We start from the raw sequence: 25,111 nt of genomic DNA on the forward strand, positions 1-25,111 counted from the left end.
ATGCACGGAATGCCTGCATGAAAATCTTCAAAGACCTGCCTGCGCTGGTGCAGGCATTGCCAGAACTGACGCTGAGCGACTGGGTGGATCTGCCTGCCGATACCGCTGCCCAGCTTGAGGCGCCAAATCAGTCTCCGCCAGCAGATCTGCTGAAACAGCCTGCCTTGCGCTTTGTGGTGCGTGATGCGAATGAAGTGCCGCGCATGGGCCATAAGCCCTGGATGCCGGCGGCGGTACTCGCCCGGATGCACTGGCCTTCCTCTGCGGACGCGGTGGCATGGTCTCGTTTTTTGCAGGCCGAGTTTGGGCGCAGCCAGCGCTTTGTAGAAAACCATGATGTGTGGGATGAGGCCGACGTGCCTGAGCCGTATTGGCCGCCCGCCGATGCGTCGTCCGATCAGCGGCTGGCCTATTGGCATCAAGGCTTGCAAGCCCATTTCTGGATGGATGAAGAGCCCGCTCAAGCCAAGCCATTCAGCCGGGCCGAGCTGCGCCTGTGCGAATGGCGCCTGGGTTGCAGTCTTCCCCAGTCCTTGCGTGACTATCTTTTGCAACTCGGTGTACTGGACTGGGCCGAGCGCTTGCTGAGTCCGCGCTTTGTTCTCATGGCGCCGGATGCAGACATGGACGCCATCGGTCCGGTGCAGGTCGTGTTCCCGGGCATAGTCGACATTGTGGAAATGAGTGCGCCGCAACAGGCACAGGCCTTGATGGCGCAGTTGAATGAGCTGGTGGTGTTCGGGGACTATCTGGGCAATGGCAACCTCTGGTGCTTTGACCGTCGCGATGGCTCTGTCTGGTATCTGGACCATGACAGCAGTCCCTTGCTAACCCGTATGTTTGACGATGCGGGCGACTATCTGGACGCGCTGGCCTTGATGTCGCTATGCCACAGTCACGTCGTGGCCCAGGGGCGGGATGATGGCGATGAGCAGGCCGAAGTGCTGCTGGCAAAGCGCTTTGGGCGGGCGCTAATCAGGAAATGGATGTACTGAGATGAGCATGAAACTGCTCAAGGCCGCTGAACAGGGCGATATCGCTGCGCTGGAGCTGCGCCTGAAGGACGGTGATGATATCGCCTATGTGCAAAAGAGCACTGGCCTCAATGCGCTGATCACTGCCCTCAATTGCGGCAACGATGCTGCGGCCCAATGGTTGGTGGAGCAAGGCAGTCCGCTGGATCAGGTGAGCCTGACAACGGGCATGACCGCCACCGCCTGGGCGGCCTTCAACGGGCGCACAGAGATGCTGCAAGCGCTGCGGCAAGCGGGGGCCGATCTCGACAAGACAGGGGATGACAAAGGCCGAACCCCGTATCTGATTGCCGTGGACCATGGCGCCTGGGAGGCTGTGCGCTGGTTCTGGTCGACAGGGGTCGATCTTCGGCGCAGAGATGCACAGGGTCGCAATGCCCATGATCTGCTGGTGCAGAGCGGTCGCGATGTGCCTGGGGATTTGCTGGAGCGCACGGCAGCTCATGCAGCAGTACCGCCCACGGGGCTGTGACGGGATGACGATGCCATGCTTGCATGGCATCGTCATCGTCTCAACGGCGAGACTGCATCAGGACGCTGGCTGGATGCGGGTGATGATCAGCGAGCCATCCTTGTCCTCGGCATGGAACAGAACCTTGTCACCGGCCTTGAAAGAGGTCGACTGAGCGGAGTCAGACAGCGCAAACACCATGGTCATGGGAGGCATGTCCAGGTTCTTGATTTCTTCATGGCGAATCGTCAACTTGCCTGTGCGAGCATCCACACGGGTGATTTCACCGGCGGTCATCACATTGCTCTGGCCGGTCGATGCGGCTGTCGAAGCACCGGCCATCGCCCCATGGCCTGCGTGCGCCGAGTGATCCTGTGCGGAAGCCGGAGCGGCCAGTGCAATGCCGAGGCTCAGGGCTGCCAAAGTGGTGTGAAAGAGGTTTCTCATCATGTTCTCCTGAGTTGAGGGGGTCAGCCGCGATAGCTGGTGAAGACCGAGGTGGACACATCGCTGCGCATCAGGCTTTGGGTGACCAGCAGCACGTCGTAGGGGTCTTTGCGGCCACCGTACTCGGGGCCATCCATGCCGGGACTACCAATGGGCATGCCTGGTACGGTGATGCCCAGCGCCTTGGGTTTCTGCTTCAGCAGCTTGTGCACATCGGAGGCAGGCACATGTCCTTCGACCAGATAACCGCCCACCAGGGCGGTATGGCAGGAACCCAGGCGAGTAGGCAGGCCCAGTTTGGCGCGTACGGCGCTGTTGCCCACGTCGTGCACCTTGACGGCGAAGCCAGCCTGCTCCATCAGGGCAATCCAGTCCTTGCAACAGCCGCAGTTCGGGTCTTTCCAGACCTCCATGGCAATCTTGGCGGGAGCAGCCGCCATTGCTGGCAGCGCAGCCATGCCGACAGCGGTGGCCAGCATATGCAGGACGTGGCGGCGGTTGGTGCTTGTCATCGGGAATTCCTTTCTTGCGTTATTCGGTGACGGTGAAGCGCCCCGTCATGCCTGCCTGGTAGTGGCCGGCGATCAGGCAGGCGAAGTCGAAATCGCCTGCGCGGTTGAAGCTCCAGACCATGTCTTCGGTCTGGCCTGCGGCGACATGGGCCATATAGGGTTCGGCATGCTCCATGCCAGGGTACTTGAGCATCATCTGCGCGTGCTCATCAAGCGATGCCCGGGTGCCCAGCACCATCTCGTGCATGAGAAGGCCTTTGTTGACCACGCGCAGGCGCAGGGTTTCGCCCTTTTTCACGCTGAAATGGCTGGGGCTGAAGCGCATGTCGTCCGTCATCTGGATGGTGATGGTGCGCTGGGCCTCCCTGGCCTCGGCTGCAATGCCCCAGGGCTTTTGCTCCTTGATCACGGGACCGCTGGCATGGGCGTTGTTTCCATGCGCAAAACTAGCGCTGGTGCATGCTGCCAAGGCGCAGGCAGCTATGAAATGAATAGTCTTCATGGGAGTCTCCTGGCATCAGTGCTGGGTGTGAGTACCCGTGACGGGGCCGGTTTCGGGTTTGCGTACGGTGGCGGCACCGGGAGCGGTGCCGGGCGTGGTCTGGCGGGGGGCCTTGGCATCGAAAGGCGCGCCCTGCCATTCATAGGCCCGTGTGCCCTTGGGCTGCTGGTACCAGCCAGGATCGCCATAGTCGCTGGCACCCAGGTTTTTGCGAACCTTGAAGCTGGTGAACATGCCGCCCATCTCGATGGGGCCGTAAGGGCCTTGGCCGGTCATCATGGGGAAGGTGTTGTCGGGCAGAGGCATTTCCATGGCGCCCATATCGCCCATGCCGCGCTCGCCCATCAGCATGTAGTCGGGCACGATCTTCTGGATCTTGCCCACCAGGCCGCGGTGGTCCACGCCGATCATGGTGGGTACGTCGTGACCCATGGCGCCCATGGTGTGGTGGCTCTTGTGGCAGTGGAAAGCCCAGTCGCCGGGTTCGTCTGCAATGAATTCCACCTGGCGCATCTGGCCCACGGCCACATCCGTCGTCACTTCGGGCCAGCGGGCGGACTTTGGCACGGGGCCGCCATCGGTGCCCGTAACCTCGAACTCATGGCCGTGGATATGGATAGGGTGGTTGGTCATGGTCAGATTGCCCACGCGGATGCGCACCTTGTCGCCCTGACGAGCCACCAGCGGGCTGATGGCGGGGAAGGCGCGGCTGTTGAAGGTCCAGATATTGAAGTCCGTCATCTCGTTGATGCGCGGCGTCATGGTGCCGGGCTCGACCGCATAGGCGCTGAGCAGGAAGGCATAGTCGCGCTGCACCTTGTCGATCAGCGGGTGGGCTGTCTTGGGGTGGGTGATCCACAAGCCCATCATGCCCATGGCCATCTGCACCATCTCGTCCGAATGCGGGTGGTACATGAAGGTGCCGGGGCGGCGCGCCTCGAACTCATAGACGAAGGTCTTGCCCGGCGGGATGTGGGGCTGGTTCAGACCGCCCACACCGTCCATGCCATTGGGCAGACGCTGGCCATGCCAGTGGATGGTGGTGCTCTCGGGCAGGCGGTTGGTGACGAAGATGCGCACCTTGTCGCCTTCCACTACTTCGATCGTGGGGCCCGGCGACTGGCCGTTGTAGCCCCACATATTGACGAAAAATCCGGGCGCCACCTCGCGCACCACGGGCTCAGCCACGAGGTGGAACTCTTTGACGCCCGCATTCATGCGCCAGGGCGTGGTCCAGCCGTTGAGCGTGACCACGGGTTGGTAGGGGCGACCGTTGGGCGGCGTCAGAGGCGCAGCCGTGTCGGCGCTGCCTTGCATGACGGGTTCGGGCAGGGCCGCCATGGCAACCCGGCTTACGGCCATTGAAGTTGTGGCGGCGGCCACTGCAGTGGCCGCGCCAGTGAAAAAGGATCGGCGTTGCATATCAGTGACCTGCTTCGGCTTGTGCAGCGGGCGCTGCGGTAGTGTTGACGGTGGGGGAGGTTCCTGGCGATGTGCCGGTCAGGGTCAGGCGTAGATCGGTCTCGGCCAGCCAGAAGTCGCGCTGGGCCTCGGTGGCGGTCACCACCGCTTGCGTGGTGCTGCGGGCCTGGGCCAATAGCTGCCACACACTCATGAACATGCCGTTGTAGCGGTAGATGGTTTCTTCCTGCATCAGCTTGGCCAAGGGCAGCACCTCTGCCTGCTGCTGCTGAGCCAGGTCATAAGCCGTGCGGTAGGCCAGCCAGTTGCTGCGGGCCTCGCTGCGCGCGCGTATGGCGTTGTCGCGCAGCAGCGATGCGCTGCGCAGCACCTGGTTGCGCGCCATGCCGCGTGCGGCAAAGCCCCAGTCAAACAGCGGCAGGGGCACGTCGAACTCCCAGCCCTGGGTCTTGTCGCTGTGACCGGTGGCTCGTTCGGTGCTGGTGTTGTTGCTGTAGCTGGCGCCGATATCGCCAAAGATGGTGCCCACCGTGGCCCAGCCTTGGCGGCCGGCGGTTACATCCAGGTCGCGGCGCAGCGCGCCCAGATCCAGCCGCTGGCGCAGTGCCGTGGCCTCTGCGTCATCGCCGCTGCGCAATTCGGCTGCTTTTGGCAGGGCGGGCAGCTGGGCGGGCAGCTTGTAGGCCAGTTGCTGCCCCCACAGGCCCATGCGGCGGGCCAGCTGCTCGCGTTCCAGCTGGGCGTTCAGGCGCGCGCGTGCCAGTTGGGCGGCGGCCTGCTGCTGTTGGGCCAGCTCTCTGGCCTGGTCCATCTTGCTGAAGTTGCCGACCTGGGCCATGCGGCGGGCCAGCTCGCCGCCCAGGGCTGCGGCCTCATGCATGCGCTCGTTGGCGGCCAGAGCCTGCTCGGCGGCCACGGCGCGCAGCCACGCGCGCCGTGTGTCGGAGGCCATCAGCAGCACCTGCTGGGCGGCCGTCAGAGTGGCCTGCTCCATCTGCCAGCCCTGCCAGCGGCTGCGCCAGGGCAGGGTGATGAGCTGCACCAGGCCAAAGCTGAGCTGGCGCTCGATCTCGCGCTCGTGGCCGTTGCGAAAGCGGCCGAAGGTAAAGCTGGGGTTGGGCAGGGTCAGGACCTGCACGCGCTGCGCGTCGGCAATGCCGAGCTGCGCCAGCTGGGCCTGCAGACCGGGGTTGTTGAGCAGGGCGATGCGCACGGCGGTGTCGGCATCGACAGGGGTTTTGAGCCAGTCGGCAATCTGGGTCTGCGCATCCTGCAGGGCTTGCGCGTCCGGCGACGGCAGTTGTGCGCCCGCGGGCAGCCTGCCTTCGGTATGTCTGGCCACGTCGCCGCGAAGTCCGTCAGGCGAGATGCTGGCGCAGCCGGCCAGCGCCAGTGCGGCGAGCAAGGGCGCGGCTTTGAATGCAAGGCGCTTCATGGCTGGCCTCCGTGATGGTGCTGATGTGCGGAAGTACCACTGTCCGGGGCTGGGCCGGAGGCATTGCCCTGGGGTTTTTCCCACCTGAGCACATCGCCATGGCCGCGCGGGAACTCGCTTACCGCGGCATTGGCGGCCTTCCAGTCACCGGGCTGGGCGACGATGGCCGCGCTGGCGGCAAGCGGCTGGTGCTGCAGCGCCAGCGTGGGAGCGTCGGGATCGAAAACGCTGTTGCCGTTGGCTGGGGATCGGGCGGCCGGGGGAGCCGGCTCGGGCGTCTGGGCCAGGACTGGCGGGCTGACGCCGGCAATGAGCAAAGCCATGGCTGTCAAAGAAAGAGGATGCGCTTGGCGCATAGGGGATTCCTGTCGTCTAAAACCGGGAGAAGGTCCGCAGTTATGAGCGTTTGACGGCTCGAAACTAGACAGCTAGCACGGTGGCTGCCATCAAAATGCGGACGCACCTAGGGCGTCAGAGCGCAGAAATCGGTGGTTTGACGAGTTCGGCAGGTGCGGCGCTGGCAAAGCGCGCTGCACCATGGGCCGGCTGGGCGGCCAGTGGGAGGCTGGAGTGAAGCGTCAGCAATTCGGGGTTGGCCAGCGTCGAGTGGCAGATGCCGCAGGCCGTGCAATGGCCTTCATGCTGGTGGCAGTCGCTGTCGGCGACCTTGGCGCTACAGCTGACGGCCCCTGCAGGGCCTGCCTTGTGGGACGCGGCCATATCGTGATGCGGCTGTGCGTCGGTCGCGAGGTTTGCATGCGCGTGGTGCACAGCGGCTGCCATGGCGGCCACTTCATCCAGGCTTTGCGTCTGCACCAGTGCATGTCCCATGTGATGGGCCTGGTCGGTGTTCTGCTCCATGGCCATGGCATCGCCTGCCAGGCCGCGCAGGGCCAGCAGCAAAACCAGGAATAAGGAGAAAAAGCGACGCATGGGCTGAATGATAGCGAAGGGCGGGGTTTAGTTCCCCGCCCGGTGCAGTAAATCGTAAATTAGATAGCTGCTTGCGCTTGCCCATCAAGGGCTAAAGTCGAATTTCATGCATTCTCAGGCCTGTTACCCCAATGGCGCAGGCGCAGGCCATTGGCGACCACCAGCAGGCTCACACCCATATCGGCCAGCACGGCCAGCCACATGCTGGCATTGCCGCTGACGGCCAGAACGAAGAAGGCCAGCTTGATGCCCAGGGCCAGGCTGATGTTCTGCCAGAGCACGCTGTGTGCGCGCTGCGAGAGATCAACCACCTCGGGGATGCGGCGCAGGTCGTCGTTCATGAGCACCACATCGGCGGTCTCCATGGCCATGTCGGTGGCATGCATGCCGCCCATGGCAAAGCCTATATCGGCCTGGGCCAGTGCCGGCGCGTCGTTGATACCGTCGCCTGTCATGGCCGTGGGGCCGATGTCGCGCTGCAACTCGCTCAGGGTCTTGAGCTTGTCCTCGGGCAGCATATTGCCGCGCGCATCGCTGATGCCCGCTTCAGCGGCCACCGTGCGCACGGTGGCGCTGTTGTCGCCGCTGAGCACAATGGGCTTGACACCTAGCGCCTGCAGCTGGGCCACGGCTGCCTTGGCTTGGGGACGCAGCGGGTCGGCCACGGCAAACAGCGCCTGCACGCCCTGCTCGTTGGCCAGCAGGGTGACGGTGCGGCCCTGTTGCTCCTGCAGCATTAGCGCAGCCTTGAGTTCGGCGCTGTCCCAGCCTTGCTCGCCCACCCAGCGCAGATTGGCCAGCGTCCAGTGTTCAGCACCGATCTGGGCCTGCACACCGCGGCCGGGCAGGGCCTGCAATTGCTGTGCTTCGGCAAAGTCCTTGCCGACCTGGGTCTCCAGTCCCTGGGCAATCGCGCGCGATACCGGGTGGTCGGAGCGCGATGCCAGCGCATAGGCACGGGCAGCGGCGTCATCGCTGCTCGCCGCATTCCAGCTCTGCCAGTCCACCAGCCTGGGCGAGCCTGTAGTCAGTGTGCCGGTTTTGTCAAGTGCAATGGCCTTGAGCTGGCGGGCCGACTCCAGCGCGCTGCCGCCTTTGATGAGAATGCCGCGCTTGGCCGCAGCCGTGAGCGCGCTGACCACAGTGACGGGGGTGGACAGTACCAGGGCGCAGGGGCAGGCGATGACCAGCAGGGCCAAGGCCTGGTAAGCGGCCTGATGCCAGCTCCAGTCCAGCAGCCAGGGGGCGAGCAGGCCCAGGGCAATCGCCAGCACCAGCACGATGGGGGTGTAGATCTCGGCGAAGCGGTCGACAAAGCGCTGGGTGGGGGCCTTGGAAGATTGCGCCTGCTCCACGGCATGGACGATGCGAGCAATCAGGCTGTCGCTGGCCGGCGCGGTCACGCGCAGGTGCAGCTCGCCGTCCTGGTTGATGGAGCCTGCATACAGCTCGTCGCCCGGGCCTTTGTGCGCCAGCGCGCTCTCGCCCGTGATGGGGGCCTGGTTGACCGAGCTTTCGCCCTCGGTGACCAGTCCGTCCAGCGGCACGCGAGCGCCGGGCGTCACGCGCAGCACGGCGCCCAGGGGCACCTCGCTGGCGGCCATGCGCACAGTGCTGCCGTCGGACTGCAGTACATCGGCAGTTTCGGGCGCGAGTTGCAGCAGATTGCGGATGGCCAGACGGGCCTTGTCCATGGCCTGGTCTTCGATGCGCTCGGCAGCGGCATAGAGCGCCATAACCATGGCGGCTTCGGGCCATTGGCCAATGATGAAGGCGCCCGTGACTGCCACTGCCATCAGAGCATGAATGCCGAGCTTGAACCGCAGCAGATCCTTGAGACCGGCCTTGTAGACGCCCAGACCTGACAACGCTATCCCCAGCACGGCCAGCGCCATGCCCAGGTATTGGAGCGTGGAGTTGGCGCCGTCGCCGCCAAACCAGTGGCAGGCCTCGGCCGCCAGAGCCGCCGCCAGAGCAGCGTAGATGCGCGGCCAGCCCGGCAGCACGCCATGGTCGTGAGCATGGTCATGACCGTCGCCTTCATCATGACCCTGGCTCTTGGCCGGCTCGCTGATGGAAAACGGTGCGCAGCAGCCCGTGCCGCAGCTCGATGCAGCGGTGGCGGCGACGGGTTTGGACGTGGCGGGCGCATGGGCATGCTCATGATCGTGATCATGTGAATGACCATTGCGGCCGCCGCCATGGGCGTGGGTAGACAGGCTTTCTTGCTTCATGGCAGTATTGAAAACAATAAAGTCACTTCAAGGTCAAGCATGTCACTCAATTCGCACGATATTCCGCGCTGGCGCATTGGCGAGGCAGCGAAGCGTTCCGGTATTGCTGCAGCCAATATCCGCTACTACGAGAAGGAGCAACTGCTCTCGCCCGGCGTGCGCGAGGACAACCAGTACCGGCTCTATACCGATGTCGATGTGCACCGTCTGCGTTTTATCCGGCTGTGCCGGGCCATGGATATGTCGCTCGACGAGGTCCGAACCCTATTGGCGCTTGATGGTGCACGCAAGGCCGATTGCGTGGCTGCCAACAAGACCCTGGACGCCCATCTAGGTCATGTGCGCGAGCGGCTGGCCGAGCTGCAGGCGCTGGAGCACGAGTTGATGCAGCTGCGCAGCCAGTGCGACGGCTCGGACAGCTTCTGCCACATCATCGAGGCCTTGCATGCCCAGGCCGATGAGCCCTTGCCTGAAGGCCTGCAGGGCAGCGCTGCAGCAAAGCGCCATGTCTGACAGACTGCAACAGTGGTGGCTGCGCCTGCACCCTGAAGTGGACGCTATCATTCCTGCATGAGTTGGAGTGAAACCACCATCAAGCTGCCGGGGCGGATCTGGGCCGCGCTGGGCGCGCAGGCCCTGGCGTGGTGGCGCAGCATTTATCTGACAGCCGTGCTGCTGGTGCTGGTCAGCTCGCCGTCGAGCTACCAGAAGCGCGGGCGGGCCATGCTGGCCCAGCAGATGTTTGCGCAGACCGCCCCCATACTCACAGGCTTTACCGCGCTGGCGGCCCTGCTGTGTGCGGTAATTGCGCGCATCGTCATTGTCACCGCACAAAGTTACGGCCTGTCGCGCTATGCGCTGGATCTGGTGGTGCGGGTGATGGTGATCGAGCTGATACCGCTGACGGCTGCACTGTTTGTGGCCATGCGCTGCACCATTCCAGCCGGCGTGCAGGTGGTGCAGATGCGTATGCAGGGCCAGCTCGCGAAGTGGAAGACGCAAGGCATTGACCCCGTCCGTGCGGCGCTGGTGCCGCGTGCGGCGGCGGGCGTGTTTGCCGCAATCACGCTGGCCGCACTCAGCTGCATCGTTGCCTTGGTCACCGTGTATCTGAGCGTCTATGGCTTCAGCCTGGCCGGGTTTGGTGCGTACACACGCATCTTTGGCCAGATCTTCACACCGTCGCTGACGCTGGTGTTCGTGCTCAAGACCTGGTTTTTCAGTCTCACGGTGGCCGTCATGCCGCTGGCCTCTGCCATGTACACGCCTGTTGCGCGACACAGGCAGGGCGGGGCGGAGCTGGGTGGCTTTGCACGCATGTTTGCCGTGTTGCTCCTGATCGAGGTGATCTCGCTCATGGGCAACTATTACTGAAAAGGATGGAGCCATGAGCGAAACGCGTATGGCTGAGGAGCAACTGATTGACGAGGAGTTGCTCAGCCTCAAACCCGTCGCGCACCTGCGCGCCAAGGCAGCCGCGCTGCTGGCGCTGACCCTGATCTTGATTCTGAGTGCTGCCGCTTATCTGCTCTACGCGCGTGGAGTGTTCGAGCCCACGCAGCGTCTGGTGCTGACGGCCGATGACTCCGAAGGCGTGGTCGTGGGTATGGATATGACGTTCTCGGGCTTTCCCATAGGCCGCGTGCGCAAGATAGAGCTGGCCGAGGACGGCTCGGTCCGCATTCTGGTCGATGTGACCGAAAAGGATGCCCACTGGCTGCGCCAGTCCAGCGTGTTCACCTTGGTCAAGGGACTGGTGGGCGGCACTACCATCAAGGCTTATACCGGCATGCTGGGCGATGCACCGCTACCGCCGGACTCTGTGCGGCCCGTGCTCAGCGGTGATGCTACGGCAGAGCTGCCTCAGATCATCAGTTCCGCCAAGGAGGTGCTGGCCAATGTGGCAGCTCTGACCGCCACAGATTCGGCATTGGGCGGATCGTTGGCCGAAGTGCGCAAGCTGGCCGAGCGCATGCAGGGCCAGGGCGGAGTTCTGGGCGCGGTGCTGGGCAGCGATGAGGAAGCGAAGAAGGTGGGCCAGATGCTGGAGCATGCCAATTCCCTGCTCGGACGCATGGATCGGATGGTGGCGCGCGCCGACAGCCAGGTCTTTGATGCGAATGGCGTCATGCCCCAGGTCAAGGCCACCATGGAGCAGCTCAATGGTTTGCTGGCCGATACGCGCAAAAGCATGGCCAAGGTTGACGCCGTGCTGGCCGATATGCAGGTGGTGGGCGGCAATGCCCGCGAGGCCTCGACCGATCTGGGCGCGCTGCGCGCCGAGGTGGAAAGCAATCTGCTCCGACTGGAGTCCGTGCTCAACGATCTGCAGCGCAAATGGCCGTTTTCCCACAAGCCGGAGTTGAAGCTGCCATGAAGCAAAAAATCAAGCAAAAACAAACTCTAGGCCATTATGGGAAGGCGATGGCTGCTATATTTGTCATAGCGATTTCAGCCTGCGGCAGCCACCCTCCGGCACCGGATTGGGCGTTGAGCGCCGAAGCTGCGGCGCAGAAAGCCACCCAGGCCTATTTGCAGGGACAGCAGCGTGTGGAGGCGCTGCAGTGGCAGAAGGCACGTGATGCCGTGGCCAGCACCGGCCAACCCGCACAGGCCGCCAAACTGGAGTTGATGCGCTGCGCAGCGCAAGTGGCCAGCTTGGACTGGAATGCCTGTCCGGCCTATGAGGCGCTGGCGCAGGATGCGGGCCAGCAAGAACAAGCCTATGCCCGTTACCTGCAGGCCCGGCCGCAAGCGGGTGATACAGAGCTATTGCCAGAGGCACAGCGTGCCGTGGCGCGGCAACTGCTCGGCGGCGCCTCAGGTGCGGTAGCTGTGGCCGAGATCAAGGATCCGCTATCGAGACTGGTAGCGGCGGGCGTGCTGCTGCGTGGTGGAGCTGCCGGCCCAGCCCTGCTCCAGCAAGGCGTCGATACCGCTTCCGAGCAAGGCTGGCGCAGGCCTTTGATGGCCTGGTTGCTGCTGCAGCTCAAGGCAGCGCAGCAGAGCGGCGATGCGGAACAGCAGGCGCAGTTGCAGCGTCGGCTGAAGCTGTTGGAGACATCCGCGCCCAAGTGAACAGGCCGCCGGTCATAGGCTCGGAAATAAAAAAGCGAGGCTCAGGCCTCGCTTTTTTATGGATGGCGAGCCAGAGGCCCGCTCGAGTCCAGTGCTTAGAAACGGTGACGGATACCGGCGATCAGGCTGGTGCCGGTCTTGGGGTTGGCATCAGTCACGCGGTCGTACATCAGAGCGGTGTAGACATCGGTGCGCTTGGACAGGAAGTGGTCGTAACCCAGGGTTGCGGTGGTGCGTGTGGCGTCGGTGGCTGCTTCGTACTTGGTGCGGGCTACGGCTGCCTTCACAGTGCCGGGGGTGCCGGAGACCGGAATGTCCAGACCCAGCGAGTAGGTCTTGCTCTTAGTATCCAGATCCTTGACCTTGGCCTGGCCGTAGGTGGCGTAGAGCTTCACAACGTTGAAGTTGTAGCTGCCGCCGACCATCCAGTCGCTCTTGGTGGGCATGACTGTGCCGCTGCCGGGGTTGGTGATCTGGTCGCGCTCGTAGAAGGCCGTCAGGCTCAGAGGACCGCTGAAATACAGAGCGTTCACGCCGACGTTCTTCTTGCTCTTGTTGCCAGGAGTTGTTTGCTCGCCGAACTGGTAGTAGACATTGGCAGTCAGACCGCCGAAGTTAGGTGTCGTGTAGACCAGCATATTGCTCCAGCCGGTGTCGGCGGGCGTGGTCAGACGGGAGCTGTCCCAGACTCCGAAGGTGGGCGTGTTCGCATGCAGCACCAGAGGCGAGATGGTGAACGAGTCGCCGAAGGGGTTGGTCAGAATGGTGGGCAGGAAGTTAGGCGCCTTGTCGCGGCCCAGGCCGATGCGGCCGAAGTTGCCGTTCAGGCCGATATTGGCATCGCGCGAGAAAAAGGTGTCGCCAGGGAAGCGGCCGGGTTCACCCGTGTCCATGCGCATGAAAGCGGTGAGGTTGAAATCGACCTTCAGGCCGCCGCCCAGGTCTTCCGTACCCTTCAGGCCCCACCAGGAAGTGGTCATGCCGCCGGAGCCGACAACGCCCTTGCGGTCCTGGCCGGCCATCTTGACGGAGCCGGCATACATATCGGCCAGGCCCGTCAGTTGCACATTGCTCTGGGCAAAAGCGGCGCCGGAGCAGGCCAGGGCTGCAGCCATGGCGATAAAAGCGGTCTTCATGAGTGTCCTCTCGAGTTAGATATTGGATTTACGTTTTGAAATATAGCGGGGGTTTGTATACAGCTTGCTCTGCAGTTCCGCGGATGCCGATGAAATCATCTTTTCAGCGATATGACAGTGGTTTTTTTACCTCAAGGACTCAGGGAAATCTCTTGTATGCACTGTATTGGTGCTATCGATATTGCCGTGCAAAGCGGCTGGGGGAGGCCCGTCGAATGAGAGTGAGTGCTGATGGTTCCGTGATCAAGGAATAACAGTCATTCCTGGTGAGCCTGGTTTGATCAGGAGGTCCGGCGATGACAGTGTCAGCGTATGGAACAGGTGTGGCTCGGCGATGGATGCCTGCTTGGAATCGCTGAAGCGCCCACTCTTGTCGTTCTCTTGGGCAGTCTTGGTCAAGCCCTGAGCAGGGCTTGCGATTTGCCGGAGTGTGCTGCGCGCGCGCAGCGCTTATGTGGCCGGGCGTGCGTTGATCTCAGGCCTGCGGCTTTCAGCACCTGTTTGGTACTTTTTTGAAAAAAGTGCGCGTTTTCCCAGGGGAGGGTGTTTTTCCTCCATATAATTCATCCTATCGACACGGAATGTAGCGCAGCCTGGTAGCGCACTTGCATGGGGTGCAAGGGGTCGCGAGTTCGAATCCCGCCATTCCGACCAAATTGAAAAGGCCTGTGATGCAAATCACAGGCCTTTTTCAATGCCGCTGCGAGGTTCGCTATGAAACCTGCAGCGTTAGATGACCGTCGTGGTTGATAACCGAGCAACTGCTCGAGTTGCGGCCTTCCCAAAAGATGGTCAAAAATCGGTTACAATAGCGTCATCGACACGGAATGTAGCGCAGCCTGGTAGCGCACTTGCATGGGGTGCAAGGGGTCGCGAGTTCGAATCCCGCCATTCCGACCAAATTGAAAAGGCCTGTGATGAAAATCACGGGCCTTTTTCTATTTCTGCTCTCTGCTTCAAAGAAAGCCCCGGGGCTGCCGGCATCGTTGCTTGGAGCCGGCCCTGCCTCTACGGCTCGGGCCTGAGCCACAACCAGAGCAGCACGCAGGCCATGATGCTCAACGTCATCGCAGTGAGCCATGGCTTGTACGAAAAATACAGAATCAGCAGGCTGCTGGCGCCCATGCTGACGGTTGCCGTCCATTTGGCGCGGCGGCTGACCTTGCCACCGGTGTCCCAGTTGTGCAGCAGTGGGCCGAACACACGGTGCGCATAGAGCCAGCGGTGCAGCCTGGGCGAGCTGCGCACCGCCGCCCAGGCGGCCATCAGTATGAATACCGTGGTGGGCATGCCGGGAACCACGGCGCCTATCAGCCCCAATATCACGCAAACCAGCGCAAAAGCAATGAGCAGATAGCGCAGCGGCGCGGAAAGCTGTTTGGGCTCCAGATGCGGTTCTTCGCGAGGGGTTTCGGGCGGTGGTGGCAGATCGTTCATGAGGCAGAAGATGGGCCGCAGAAACTGGTGAAGCTGCAGCCTGGCACGGCTCCCATATTAGTCAGCATTGCAGACCGTTCGGGCTTTGTGGCTGCAGATGCTGGCGGTATTTGTCACGTCCTTGTCCCTGCTTGCGCGGAGTGCACCCGCATAATCGGTGCGCATGGCCTGGCGACCGATTGGCGACCAGCATGGAATTGATTCAAGGAGCAAGACAATGACCCCCACCCCGAGCGCCGATATGTCCGATGTGATTGCCGAAGTCCGTGGCAAGCTGGGCATGATTACGCTCAACCGTCCCAAGGCGCTCAACGCGCTGTCTCTGGGCATGGTGCGCGATCTGCTGGGCACTTTGCTGGCCTGGCAAAAAGACGACTCGATTCTGGGCGTGGCCATTCGTGGCAGCAACAAGGAAGGGGTGTTCGGGGCGTTTTGCGCGGGTGGTGACATCCGCTTTCTGCATTCGGCCGGCAGCAGTGGCAATCCTCAACTCGAAGATTTCTTCACCGAGGAATATGCGCTCAACCATCTGATCCACAGCTTTGGCAAACCCTATATCGCTTTCATGGATGGCATCGTCATGGGCGGCGGCATGGGTATCAGCCAGGGCGGCTCGCTGCGCATCGTGACCGAACGCACCAAGATGGCCATGCCCGAGACGGCCATTGGCCTGTTCCCCGATGTGGGGGGAGGCTACTTCCTCTCGCGCTGCCCCGGTGCCGTGGGCGAATGGCTGGCCTTGACCGGCGATACCATCGGTGCGGGCGATGCCCTGGCTTTTGGTTTGGCCGATGGCTGCATTCCCGCCGAACAGCAGGCAGAGCTGTGGGAGACCCTGGCGACCACGGATTTTGCCAATGTGGAGGCGCTCAATGCCGTGGTGCGCTCCCGCTTTGTGAGCGCCGAACCCAAGGTGGTGACGCACCGTGCTGAAATCGACACCTGCTTCTCCCAGCCCACGGTGGCGGCCATTGTCAAGGCCTTGCAGGCCGGCAGCGACTGGGCCCAGGCCGAAGCTGCTACGCTGCGCAAGCGCTCTCCGCTGATGCTGCATGTGGTGCTGGAGCAAATCCGTCGCGCACGCCAGATGACTCTGGCTGAAGATCTGCGCATGGAGCGCGATATGGTGCGCCACTGCTTTTATCTGCGCCCGGGTCGGAGCGAAACCGTGGAGGGCATCCGCGCATTGGCGGTGGACAAGGACCACAGCCCGCGCTGGAATCCTGCCAGCATCGAAGAGGTGAGCGATGCCGAGTGGCAGGCGTTCTTTGACAGCCCCTGGCCTGCGCATTCTCACCCGCTGGCGGCGCTGCAAGGCTGATTCGGCTCCTTATCAAAACAAAGCCCGACAGACTCGATGCTGTCGGGCTTTGTTTATTTTGATAGCTATCAGCGCTTTTCTGGTAAACGTTTGATGGTATTTTTAGTATCAATTCAGGACGGCGAGCGCGGATGCTTGTCCGGGCTAGGGTCTGCAAGACTCGCAAGTGCCTGCGCCAGCAGCGCTATCGAGCGTGGGGCACATCCCTCGGCATCGTTGCTGATGGTCACAAAAGCGGGTTGACCGGCACCGGTGATGCCGGCAATCGTGCGGGCCAGCCGCTCCCTGGTATGCAGGTCTTCGCTGAGGATCTCGTTGAACGGCTGGTGCTTCTTCTGGGCATCGGCATAGCCATAAGCGCCAAAGAGGCGATTCAGATTCCAGCGGCACACCAGCGGCCCGGGCCACAAGGCACGCAACGTGGGCAACTGCTCTTCGATGGGAGGCATCTTGCCGTGCAGCCCTAAGCAGTAGGTCGCGTCATGGAGCTTGAGTGTCTGGGCCAGTGCCGAGGTCAGCAGTTCAGGGTCTCTCACCTCGACGGCAACGACGACCTGCGGATGTGCTTGCAGCGCCTGTTTCACGGTGGCCAGCAGCAGGCCCAGCTTGTCCATCAACAGGGCAGGGCGGCTGAGCAGATTCCAGGGTAGGGGGCTGAGCTGAAAGACCAGAACGCCCAGTTTGCTGCCCAGACCTTCGAGAGTGGGTTCCACGAAATGCTCTATGGCCAGGCCAGGGTCCAGAAACGCGGGGTTGGCTTCGCGCGGCTTACCTTCCTCGCTGCGTACCTGGGCATCGGTAATGCCAGCCGGGCATTTGACGACAAAGCGGAAGTCGGCATCGACCTGAGCGGCAAAGGCGGCATATTGGCTGGCCGTCAGCGGCCTCCAGAAGGTGCGGTCGACGCAGACGGTGCGCAGCAACGGGTGCCGGTGATAGGCCGTCAGGCCTTTTTTGGCCAGCACGCTGCTGTCATAGGCTCCGTCCCAGACCAAGCCCTCCCAGCCCGGATAGGACCAGGTCGAGACGCCCATGCGCAGCAGGGGTGGCAGTTGTGCGGCCAGCTCCTGGTACTGCGCGGCTGCCGGGGCCAGGGCAATCGCGCCGCGTCTGGGTTTGCGTTCACCTGGGCCATCGGCCTGCGGCGCTTCTTCAGGCGGTGCTTTGCCGGCGCCGTCTCCGGAGGGAGGCAGCTCATCGGCAAAAAAATCGTCCTGGAAGGTATCGGTCATGTCGCAATAATTCTAATGAAATTGGCCTTCCACGCTTTCTCATCAATGGAAAGCAGCTATGGAAAGCATAGTTTTTAAGGTTTGCTTGCACTTCTGCCAGATATCTAGGGCGGTCTGGCGGCATGCCTATGGCAAACTCATCGGCTTCCTGTGTTGAACGCCGTGGGGCGAATATCGAATGCAAAAAATCATTGGTCAGATTGCTCAAGAACTGAATGTCAAGCCGCAGCAGGTGAGCGCGGCAGTGGAGTTGCTCGATGGTGGCGCCACGGTTCCGTTTGTGGCCCGCTACCGCAAGGAGGCCACGGGCGGTCTGGACGATACGCAGCTGCGCACGCTGGACGAGCGCCTGACCTATTTGCGTGAGCTGGACGACCGCCGCGAAACGGTGCTCAAGGCCATTGACGAGCAGGGCAAGCTGACCGATGCGCTGCGCCTGGCGATTGCCAGTGCACCGACCAAGCAGGAGCTGGAGGACATTTACCTGCCCTTCAAGCAAAAGCGCCGCACCAAGGGTCAGATTGCCAAGGAGTTCGGCATCGAGCCGCTGGCCGACAAGCTGTTTGCCGACCCCACGCTGGACCCGCACAAGGAAGCCGAGGCTTTCTGCAAGCCTGCGACGACGCTGGACGACGGCAAGCCCGGCCCCGACTTCAGCACCACTTTTGCAGTGCTGGACGGCGTACGCGACATCCTGTCCGAGCGCTGGGCCGAGGACCCGGCGCTGGTGCAGAAGCTGCGCGAATGGCTGTGGGATGAAGGCCTGCTCAAGTCCAAGAAGGTCGAGAGCAAGAACGAAAGCGACCCCGAGGTCGCCAAGTTTCGCGACTATTTCGAATACGACGAGCCCATTGGCCGCGTGCCCTCGCACCGTGCGCTGGCCGTGTTCCGCGGCCGTGCACTGGAGGTTCTCGAAGCCAAGCTGGTGCAACCAGTCGAGCCTGAACCGGGCCAACCCAGCCTTGCTGAGGGCAAGATTGCGCTGCACCTGGGTTGGAGCCATGCCAAGCGCGCCGCTGACGATCTGATTCGTAAATGCGTTGCCTGGACATGGCGCGTGAAGCTGAGCCTGTCCACCGAGCGCGACCTGTTCAGCCGCCTGCGCGAAGACGCCGAGAAGGTGGCGATCAAGGTGTTTGGCGACAATCTGCGTGACCTGCTGCTGGCGGCACCCGCCGGCCAGCGGGCCGTGATCGGCCTGGATCCCGGCATTCGCACCGGCGTCAAGGTGGCCGTGGTGGACAGCACGGGCAAGCTGGTGGACACCACAACCATCTACCCGCATGAGCCGCGCCGCGACTGGGATGGCTCGCTGGCCGCGCTCGCCCGTCTGGTGGAAAAGCACGATATCAATCTGATTGCCATCGGCAACGGCACAGCCAGCCGCGAAACCGACAAGCTGGCGGCGGATCTCATCAAGATAGCCACCAAGGCCGACAAGAAGATCGAGAAGGTGGTGGTGAGCGAGGCCGGGGCTTCGGTCTATTCGGCCAGTGAGTTTGCGGCGCAGGAAATGCCCGATATCGACGTGAGCCTGCGTGGTGCGGCATCGATTGCCCGCCGCCTGCAGGATCCGCTGGCCGAGCTGGTCAAGATCGACCCCAAGAGCATTGGTGTGGGCCAGTACCAGCACGATGTGAACCAGAGCGAGCTGGCGCGCCAGCTGGATGCCGTGGTCGAGGATTGCGTGAACTCCGTGGGAGTGGACTTGAACACCGCTTCGGCTCCGCTGCTGACGCGCGTATCAGGCCTGTCGGGTTCGGTCGCCAAGTCGGTGGTGCGCTGGCGCGATGCCAATGGCTCGTTCAAGAACCGCAAGCAACTGATGGAGGTGGCCGGTCTGGGGGCTAAGACTTTCGAGCAGGCCGCAGGCTTTCTGCGCATTCGTGGTGGGGACAATCCGCTCGATATGACAGGCGTTCACCCCGAAACCTATCCTGTGGTGGAGCAGATCATTGTCTCTACCGGCAAGCCCGTGGACCAGATCATGGGTCGTGGCGAGGTGCTCAAGTCTTTGAAGCCTGAACAGTTTGCCAATGAAAAATTTGGTGCTGTGACCATCAAGGACATTCTTGGCGAGCTGGAGAAGCCCGGCCGCGACCCGCGTCCCGACTTTGTCGTCGCCCGCTTCAATGATGGTGTGGAAGACATCAAGGACCTGAAGGAAGGAATGACGCTGGAAGGCACGGTCAGCAACGTGGCCCAGTTCGGCGCGTTCGTGGATCTGGGCGTGCATCAGGACGGGCTTGTACACGTGAGTCAGATGAGTCACAAGTTCATCGAAGATGCCCGTGAGGTGGTCAAGACTGGGCAGATCGTCAAGGTCAAGGTGCTGGAAGTCGATGTGGACCGCAAGCGCATCAGTCTGACCATGAAGCTCGATGCGGCGCCTGCGCGCCGAGACGGCCCGCGCGACAACCGCTTTGAAGGCGCAGGCCGCGGCAACAGCTATGGCGGCGGCAACCGTGGTGGCTATGCACAACCCCAGCGTGGCAATCAGCCCACAGAGCAAAACGCCATGGCATCAGCCTTTGCGAAGTTGCAGGGATTAAAGAAATAATCTCCTATCAGGCCGCCACTTAATTCATATTACAGGCGGCCTTTTTGTGGGAGCACATCAATGCGCAAAGCGAGGGGGCGGGTGATACTGCCGGCCATAGGGGTGGCAATTTTGGTGGTCTTTATCGGCGCCAAGATGGCATCGCGCGGCTGGATATCGTTGGACAAAATCAAAAACAAGGCCCATGCCCAGCAGCCTGCAGCCTTGGTCTGGCCACCAGCCCTGGCGCCAGAGAGCAATGACTTTTGTCATACTGTCAAGCTCAATCTTGCCCAGGTCGACAAGGCCCAGGAAGAGGGCATCAACATAGATCAACAACGGCGCTGCATCACGCGTGCTGCTATGGCAGAGCATGAGACGGCCAAAGTGCGTCACGCTGCCGCTCGCAAGCTGCACGAGAGCCAGCGCGCGGAGCAGGCGCAGATCGAGCAGGTGGTTGAGCAACAGATCGCTTCTGGTGAAATCGCTCTGCAGAACCTGATGCAGGCTCGCTTGGGCAAGACAACACAGATTGCGACAGCCTTGTTGCCGGGGGCACATAAGCCCATCCAGCCGATGCCTACACCGCCTTCCCAGCTGTTTGTTTCCATGAGCTATCAGAGCGGGGACCTGAAACTCAATGCCTTTGTCACTCCGGACCCCAGGGATGGGAAGAAGCTGCCTTTGATGGTCTGGCTGACGGGAGGAGACACCAATAGCCTGGACGATTTCTGGAGCGAAGGGCCAGCCGCCAATGACCAAAGCGCCAGTGCTTTTCGCAAGGCTGGCATGGCAATGCTGTTTCCAACATTGCGCGGCGGCAATGACAATCCCGGCCAGCGTGAGTATTTCTGGGGGGAAGTGCAGGATGTGGCTGCAGCCATCCTGCAGGCCGCACAGCTGCCTTATGTCGACCCGGCACGCATCTATCTCGGTGGGCACAGCACCGGAGCCACGCTGGCTTTGCTGACGGCGACGGCAGGGTTGCCAGTTCAGGGGGTGTTCGCGTTTGGCCCTGTGGACGAGGTCAGCGGCTATGGCTGGCCTGTGAAATGGGGTTTGATCTCGGCGGATGAAAAGCGCTTGCGTTCGCCTGTCTACTGGCTGCATGCCATAAAGAGTCCGACGTGGATCATCGAGGGCAGCAAGAGCCCCGGCAATATCAACAGCCTTGACAATATGTGCGCCGCACGAAAATCGAATCAGCTGCATTGCGTCTCGGTTCAGGGGGCTGATCACTTTTCCGTGTTACAACCCCTGACACGCAAGCTTGCCAGCCAGTTGGTCATGGGCCAGCCTGTGCAATTGAATAGAGATGAAAAGCTCTGACATTCCTATGAGCCCACTCCTGTTCGTTTCGTGGTGGCGACAGCCTTGCTATCGCCTTTGACCCAGATGAGCCGCGTCAAACCATTGAGTCTGGCAACTCTGCTGGAGCAGCATGTATTGCTGCCAAGCCAGCCGCGCGTCGTTGCGCTGCTGTCGAGTGAACTGCGCAAGCCAGAGCCCGGCATGCGCAGTCTGGTGCAATTGTTTTCCACCGATCCGGTCTTGACCGCTCGTCTGCTGGCAGCGGCCAATGGGCCAGCGCATCTGCTGGGGCAACGCGTTCACAGCATTCCCGAAGCACTGGTGCTGCTGGCGCCGGTTCAGTTGCGACAATTGGTGCAAAAGGCGGCCCCAGTCAGTGCATCTCATGTCTCGGCAGGCTGGAGTCTGGCGAATTTCTGGCGCTACAGCCTGGACACGGCACGTATGGCGCGCGCGCTTGCAATGTCGGTTCAGGCCAACGCCTCGCAGGCATATACGTTGGGACTGCTGCATGGCCTGGGAGAGCTGTTGCTGCAGGCTGCCGACCCAGACACTTTCTTCAGACTTTCCGAGCTGTTGGAGCCCATGCATCCCAAGCGCCCCCAGGTGGAGATGCAGCTGATGGGCTATTGCTCAGGGCAGATTACGGCCCATCTGGCGCGGCAGTGGAATTTTCCAGAGCTGATCAGCGATGCCTTTCAGTTCATGCATGCGCCGATGGAGCAGCCTGTATTCGAGCCTTTGACGGGGGTGCTGCATCTGGCCGTCTGGCGAGCATCGACTCGCGCGCTTAACTGGGGTGAGCGCCAGCTGGCAGTGACATTCCCTGCTGAAACTGGACTGGCGCTGGGCATGGACATCGACATGGTGCTGCGTCAGGCATCTATCGACTGGCACGCGGCAGGCTCTCTGGATGTTCAGTTTTAGGTCGCCTGGGCGATTGTGATGAGGAATTGGCGGTTTTGAACAGGGTCGTCAGAAAACCGTGATTACTCAAATTGCATTTTTTCTTACGCTGAGTTGCAGTTTTAATTGCTAAAAACTATCTAATGACGCGCTGGGGAGTTTTTTTCTATATGGTGTCTTGAGCACCATCCTGAGTCCCCGGCAAGCAACTCTGGCCAGGAGAGAGAAATGGACCCGAACAGTGCAAACAACTCTGGTGATGCCTTGATGCTTCGACCCATGGCTGTGGAGCTGGGGAGTCCTTCCATGTGGCCCGATCACATGGTGGGGCAGCCCGACAAGCCCGTCAGAGTGCTGTTGGTGGACGATGATGCGCATCTACGCATGGTGATCGCGCAGGAAATCATGAATGATCGGCGCACCATGGTGGTCGCGCAGGCGGACAACCTCAAGGATGCAAGAAAAGCCATTCGTCAACATGAGTTTGATGTCATGTTGCTGGATCTGAAGCTGGGGGCTGACGATGGCCTTGAGTTGATTGAGGTGATGAAAAGCCAGCGCCCGCAGGCCGAGGTCATTGTGGTTTCGGTGGTGGAGACGGAAGAGCAGGTGCTGCACGCTTTTGAGTTGGGTGCAACCGGCTATCTGGTCAAGAACTCCTGGTTTGGCAACTATCCTCAAGCGGTGCTGCAGGTCGTCAATGGCGGTGCATCCATTACCCCCAGTCTCGCCAGGCGGCTGTTGCAGCGGTATGACAAGCGGCCGGCCACCGGAGCCATTCCGGGCTCTGATATGTCCGACAGGCTCTCCAGCCGCGAATGCGAGGTCTTGCGTATGGTTGCCAGCGGCAATACCAGTGCAGAGATCGGCACGCAGTTGGAGATCAGCACCATGACGGTCAACACGCACATCAAGAACATCTATCGCAAACTCCAGGTGCGCACCCGAGCACAAGCCGTGCGTTTCGCCTACTTGCGTGGCTGGTTCTAGGCGCCAGCGTCTGTGAACGCATTCACCATGTCCTACGTCTGGCAGCTGCTACTGTGGAGTGTTCAGCTGCTGCTGTGGCTGCCCTTGCTTTTGCAGACTGGAGCGGTGTTCAATTCAGCTGCCTGGTGGACTGCGGCGCTAGGTGCGGGGGGCTGCATGGCGGCTGTCGCCTGGTTGTTGCCTCTTGCATATCGCAGCGTGCTGTGGCGCAGACGTAAAAGCGTACGTCCATCGAGAGAGGTACAGCTGGAGCGTAGGCGCATAGCGGAGGCATTGCATGATGATGTCGGCAGCCAGCTGGTGCAGCTGATCAGCCTGACCGATCTCGGCACGAACCCGGCGATTCGCAGCAACGCAGAACAATGCCTGCTCGATCTACGGCTGATTGTTGATTCCATGGATAGCCGAAATGAACCATTGGGTGTCCTTCTGGCACGTTTCAGGCACAGGCTGCAACCCGTGCTGGATCATCGAGGCATGAGTCTGCACTGGGATGTTTGGGACCCGGAGATGTCTGGCGATACCGGCAGCCTGCCATGCGGCGCCATGGCCGAGGAAATCATGGCAGTGGTGAAGGAGGCTGTGAGCAATGTGCTGCAGCACACTGACGCGCTTGAACTCTGGATCACGCTGGCTGCCGACGAACGGTGGAAAAGTGCTTCAAGTTTTTCAGATGCCTCCTTTGTGCATGCTCGCCTGAGCATTGAGGATGCGGGGCCCGTCAGACCGGCTGATGGCAGGCAAATCCCGGGCGTAGCATCTGCTGGCATGGGGTGGGTCAATATGCGCCGCAGAGCGCTTGTCATGGGGGCGAAACTGAGCATCTCAGCCCGACCCGGTGGCGGTACCTCGGTCTCGCTCAACTGGTGAAGTCGCCGAGCTGATCGCGAGCAACGGGGCTTGAAAGCACAATGCCCACATGACGTCATCCACAAGAGCATTGCGAATCTATGCCGGACCAAAGGCGCGGCAGTCTATAGAGCGGCGGGGCTTGCAGCCGGATATGGTCAGAGTCATACCGGCGGCGGCAGGTGGTCCCAAGGGCTTGATTCTCGGACCTCTGGATCGCTTCATCTTTGGGCAGTGGTTGCAGGCCAGCGCACAGCCGGTAGATCTGATTGGCGCTTCCATCGGTGCCTGGCGCATGGCGACGGCTTGCCTGGACGCACCAGTGGACGCATTTGAGCGACTGGAGCGTGACTATATTGCACAGCGCTTTGATCCCCCCGAAGGGCAGAAGCGCACGCCGTCTTCGCTGGTCAGTGAGCGGTTTGCTCAGTCACTACAGGACTTTTACGGCGGGCGTGTGAGTGAAGTTCTGGCGAATCCTCGCTATAGGCTGCATGTGATCGCCGCCCGCGGGCGTGGTCTGCTGTCACGTGCATCGTCCTGGCGCACTCCACTGGGCTATGCGGCCGCGTTTGCCGGCAATGCATTGCATCGGTCGGCATTGGGCTGCCTGCTGGAGCGTGTGATCTTTTCCTCTTCTGCAAACGATGCCGTGCATGCTCTTCCCTTTGGTGTTGCGGACATTCGGTCTGCGCAGGCCCGGCTGACGGAGAGTAATTTCATGGATGCCTTGCGAGCCAGTTGCTCCATCCCTTTCGTGCTGGATGCCGTGCAAGACATTTCAGATGCTCCCAAGGGCGCCTATTGGGATGGTGGCATTACCGACTATCACATGCATCTGGATTATTTGGCCTCTCGTCACGGCGATGGGGTGGTGCTATATCCTCATTTCCAGAAAGCGGTGATTCCAGGCTGGTTGGACAAGGGGCTGAAATGGCGCCATGGCTCCAGCTCGTACCTGGACTCGATGGTGGTACTGGCACCCGACCCTGCATGGGTGGCCCGCCTGCCCAATGGCAAGTTGCCGGACCGGCATGACTTTCTGAGTTACGGCATCGACCATGATGCGCGTGCCAAGGCCTGGAATGTGGCGACGTCGGCCAGTCAGCAACTGGCCGAGGAGTTTGCGCAGTGGCTGCATGCACCCGATCCGAGCCGGGTCGAGGCGCTGTAGCTTTCTTGCAAATTGAGACAAAGCCTGACAGCAGAAGGAGGCAGAGCCAGCTGCAATTCCAGATGAGCACACTTTGACTCCGAAAATCACAGACCGTAGTCCACCAACGATGTCCATGTCCGAGAACCGAAACGAGAAGTCTCCGTCCGATGAGTCGTCTCCCTCCCC

24 protein-coding genes and 2 tRNA genes are annotated in these 25,111 nt (G+C 61.6%); 15 read left to right on the forward strand and 11 right to left on the reverse strand.

Annotated features, from left to right (window positions below; translation table 11 throughout):
* Window positions 1-17 precede the first annotated feature (17 nt).
* Together DFO48_RS19080 and DFO48_RS19085 are read left to right on the forward strand one after the other, a co-directional pair.
* Window positions 18-995 (forward strand): SMI1/KNR4 family protein, encoded by a 978-nt coding sequence (locus DFO48_RS19080; RefSeq protein ID WP_114864453.1) that lies wholly within the window; start codon window positions 18-20, stop codon window positions 993-995.
* Between the two features lies 1 nt (window position 996).
* Window positions 997-1,506 carry an ankyrin repeat domain-containing protein gene (locus DFO48_RS19085; RefSeq protein ID WP_003077153.1) on the forward strand — a complete coding sequence of 170 codons (510 nt, stop codon included), beginning with the start codon at window positions 997-999 and terminating at the stop codon, window positions 1,504-1,506.
* 57 nt (window positions 1,507-1,563) lie between these two features.
* On the opposite strand, the gene DFO48_RS19090 is transcribed toward DFO48_RS19085, so the two are convergent.
* The 8 genes from DFO48_RS19090 to DFO48_RS19125 form a co-directional block, all read right to left on the reverse strand.
* Window positions 1,564-1,932 (reverse strand): copper-binding protein, encoded by a 369-nt coding sequence (locus DFO48_RS19090; protein ID WP_003077155.1) that lies wholly within the window; start codon window positions 1,930-1,932, stop codon window positions 1,564-1,566.
* A 23-nt stretch (window positions 1,933-1,955) separates the two neighbouring features.
* The gene (locus DFO48_RS19095) at window positions 1,956-2,444 is read right to left on the reverse strand and encodes a DUF411 domain-containing protein (RefSeq protein ID WP_114864454.1); all 489 of its coding nucleotides are present in this window, start codon (window positions 2,442-2,444) and stop codon (window positions 1,956-1,958) included.
* A gap of 19 nt (window positions 2,445-2,463) precedes the next feature.
* Entirely contained in the window at window positions 2,464-2,946 is a 483-nt protein-coding gene (locus DFO48_RS19100) for a plastocyanin/azurin family copper-binding protein (protein ID WP_003077158.1), read from the reverse strand.
* A gap of 15 nt (window positions 2,947-2,961) precedes the next feature.
* Window positions 2,962-4,368: a multicopper oxidase family protein gene (locus tag DFO48_RS19105; RefSeq protein ID WP_114864455.1), complete on the reverse strand. Its 1,407-nt coding sequence runs from the start codon at window positions 4,366-4,368 to the stop codon at window positions 2,962-2,964.
* Window position 4,369: 1 nt separating this feature from the next.
* Window positions 4,370-5,803 carry a TolC family protein gene (locus DFO48_RS19110; RefSeq protein ID WP_114864456.1) on the reverse strand — a complete coding sequence of 478 codons (1,434 nt, stop codon included), beginning with the start codon at window positions 5,801-5,803 and terminating at the stop codon, window positions 4,370-4,372.
* Window positions 5,800-6,159, reverse strand: a complete 360-nt coding sequence (locus DFO48_RS19115) for a hypothetical protein (RefSeq protein ID WP_114864457.1) — start codon at window positions 6,157-6,159, stop codon at window positions 5,800-5,802. Before DFO48_RS19115 ends, DFO48_RS19110 begins: the two co-directional genes overlap by 4 nt.
* 115 nt (window positions 6,160-6,274) lie before the next feature.
* On the reverse strand, window positions 6,275-6,736 hold the full coding sequence (locus tag DFO48_RS19120) for a hypothetical protein (RefSeq protein ID WP_003077164.1): 462 nt from the start codon (window positions 6,734-6,736) through the stop codon (window positions 6,275-6,277).
* A 104-nt stretch (window positions 6,737-6,840) separates the two neighbouring features.
* On the reverse strand, window positions 6,841-8,970 hold the full coding sequence (locus tag DFO48_RS19125) for a cation-translocating P-type ATPase (RefSeq protein ID WP_114864458.1): 2,130 nt from the start codon (window positions 8,968-8,970) through the stop codon (window positions 6,841-6,843).
* 39 nt (window positions 8,971-9,009) lie between these two features.
* Here DFO48_RS19125 and DFO48_RS19130 point away from each other — a divergent pair, with 39 nt between their 5' ends.
* From DFO48_RS19130 to DFO48_RS19145, 4 genes are read left to right on the forward strand one after another with little or no spacing between them, the layout of a single operon-like run.
* On the forward strand, window positions 9,010-9,483 hold the full coding sequence (locus DFO48_RS19130; protein ID WP_003077167.1) for a Cd(II)/Pb(II)-responsive transcriptional regulator: 474 nt from the start codon (window positions 9,010-9,012) through the stop codon (window positions 9,481-9,483).
* A 57-nt stretch (window positions 9,484-9,540) separates the two neighbouring features.
* Entirely contained in the window at window positions 9,541-10,344 is an 804-nt protein-coding gene (locus tag DFO48_RS19135) for an ABC transporter permease (RefSeq protein WP_003077169.1), read from the forward strand.
* Window positions 10,345-10,357: 13 nt separating this feature from the next.
* The gene (locus DFO48_RS19140; protein ID WP_003077171.1) at window positions 10,358-11,347 is read left to right on the forward strand and encodes an MlaD family protein; all 990 of its coding nucleotides are present in this window, start codon (window positions 10,358-10,360) and stop codon (window positions 11,345-11,347) included.
* Entirely contained in the window at window positions 11,344-12,048 is a 705-nt protein-coding gene (locus DFO48_RS19145) for a hypothetical protein (protein WP_034349176.1), read from the forward strand. The genes DFO48_RS19140 and DFO48_RS19145 overlap by 4 nt, the downstream gene beginning before the upstream one ends.
* Window positions 12,049-12,143: 95 nt before the next feature.
* Here DFO48_RS19145 and DFO48_RS19150 read toward each other — a convergent pair whose 3' ends face one another.
* Window positions 12,144-13,184: a porin gene (locus tag DFO48_RS19150; RefSeq protein WP_003077175.1), complete on the reverse strand. Its 1,041-nt coding sequence runs from the start codon at window positions 13,182-13,184 to the stop codon at window positions 12,144-12,146.
* Between the two features lie 577 nt (window positions 13,185-13,761).
* On the opposite strand from DFO48_RS19150, the gene DFO48_RS19155 reads away from it, so the two are divergent.
* A tRNA-Pro gene (locus DFO48_RS19155) sits at window positions 13,762-13,838 on the forward strand.
* Between the two features lie 169 nt (window positions 13,839-14,007).
* Window positions 14,008-14,084, forward strand: a tRNA-Pro gene (locus tag DFO48_RS19160).
* A gap of 108 nt (window positions 14,085-14,192) precedes the next feature.
* Here DFO48_RS19160 and DFO48_RS19165 read toward each other — a convergent pair.
* Window positions 14,193-14,621 (reverse strand): YbaN family protein, encoded by a 429-nt coding sequence (locus DFO48_RS19165; RefSeq protein ID WP_003077176.1) that lies wholly within the window; start codon window positions 14,619-14,621, stop codon window positions 14,193-14,195.
* A 217-nt stretch (window positions 14,622-14,838) separates the two neighbouring features.
* Here DFO48_RS19165 and DFO48_RS19170 point away from each other — a divergent pair, with 217 nt between their 5' ends.
* Window positions 14,839-15,942, forward strand: a complete 1,104-nt coding sequence (locus tag DFO48_RS19170) for an enoyl-CoA hydratase/isomerase family protein (RefSeq protein WP_114864459.1) — start codon at window positions 14,839-14,841, stop codon at window positions 15,940-15,942.
* Between the two features lie 113 nt (window positions 15,943-16,055).
* Here DFO48_RS19170 and DFO48_RS19175 read toward each other — a convergent pair whose 3' ends face one another.
* Window positions 16,056-17,174, reverse strand: coding sequence for a DUF72 domain-containing protein (locus tag DFO48_RS19175; protein ID WP_003077180.1), 1,119 nt, complete (start codon window positions 17,172-17,174; stop codon window positions 16,056-16,058).
* Window positions 17,175-17,352: 178 nt separating this feature from the next.
* Between DFO48_RS19175 and DFO48_RS19180 the strand changes: the two genes are divergently transcribed.
* From DFO48_RS19180 to DFO48_RS19205, 6 genes are all read left to right on the forward strand, one after another.
* Window positions 17,353-19,734: a Tex family protein gene (locus DFO48_RS19180; RefSeq protein ID WP_003077181.1), complete on the forward strand. Its 2,382-nt coding sequence runs from the start codon at window positions 17,353-17,355 to the stop codon at window positions 19,732-19,734.
* Window positions 19,735-19,893: 159 nt separating this feature from the next.
* On the forward strand, window positions 19,894-21,042 hold the full coding sequence (locus tag DFO48_RS19185; RefSeq protein ID WP_233506466.1) for a S9 family peptidase: 1,149 nt from the start codon (window positions 19,894-19,896) through the stop codon (window positions 21,040-21,042).
* A gap of 66 nt (window positions 21,043-21,108) precedes the next feature.
* The gene (locus DFO48_RS19190; protein WP_034349177.1) at window positions 21,109-21,951 is read left to right on the forward strand and encodes an HDOD domain-containing protein; all 843 of its coding nucleotides are present in this window, start codon (window positions 21,109-21,111) and stop codon (window positions 21,949-21,951) included.
* A 207-nt stretch (window positions 21,952-22,158) separates the two neighbouring features.
* Window positions 22,159-22,920: a response regulator transcription factor gene (locus DFO48_RS19195; protein WP_003077190.1), complete on the forward strand. Its 762-nt coding sequence runs from the start codon at window positions 22,159-22,161 to the stop codon at window positions 22,918-22,920.
* A 156-nt stretch (window positions 22,921-23,076) separates the two neighbouring features.
* Window positions 23,077-23,790: a sensor histidine kinase gene (locus DFO48_RS19200; RefSeq protein WP_233506467.1), complete on the forward strand. Its 714-nt coding sequence runs from the start codon at window positions 23,077-23,079 to the stop codon at window positions 23,788-23,790.
* 133 nt (window positions 23,791-23,923) lie between these two features.
* On the forward strand, window positions 23,924-24,943 hold the full coding sequence (locus DFO48_RS19205; RefSeq protein WP_114864461.1) for a patatin-like phospholipase family protein: 1,020 nt from the start codon (window positions 23,924-23,926) through the stop codon (window positions 24,941-24,943).
* Window positions 24,944-25,111 lie beyond the last annotated feature (168 nt).

Origin of the sequence: Comamonas sp. AG1104 (genome assembly GCF_003350425.1) — a bacterium.
GTDB classification, from domain to species: Bacteria; Pseudomonadota; Gammaproteobacteria; order Burkholderiales; family Burkholderiaceae_C; genus Comamonas; species Comamonas testosteroni.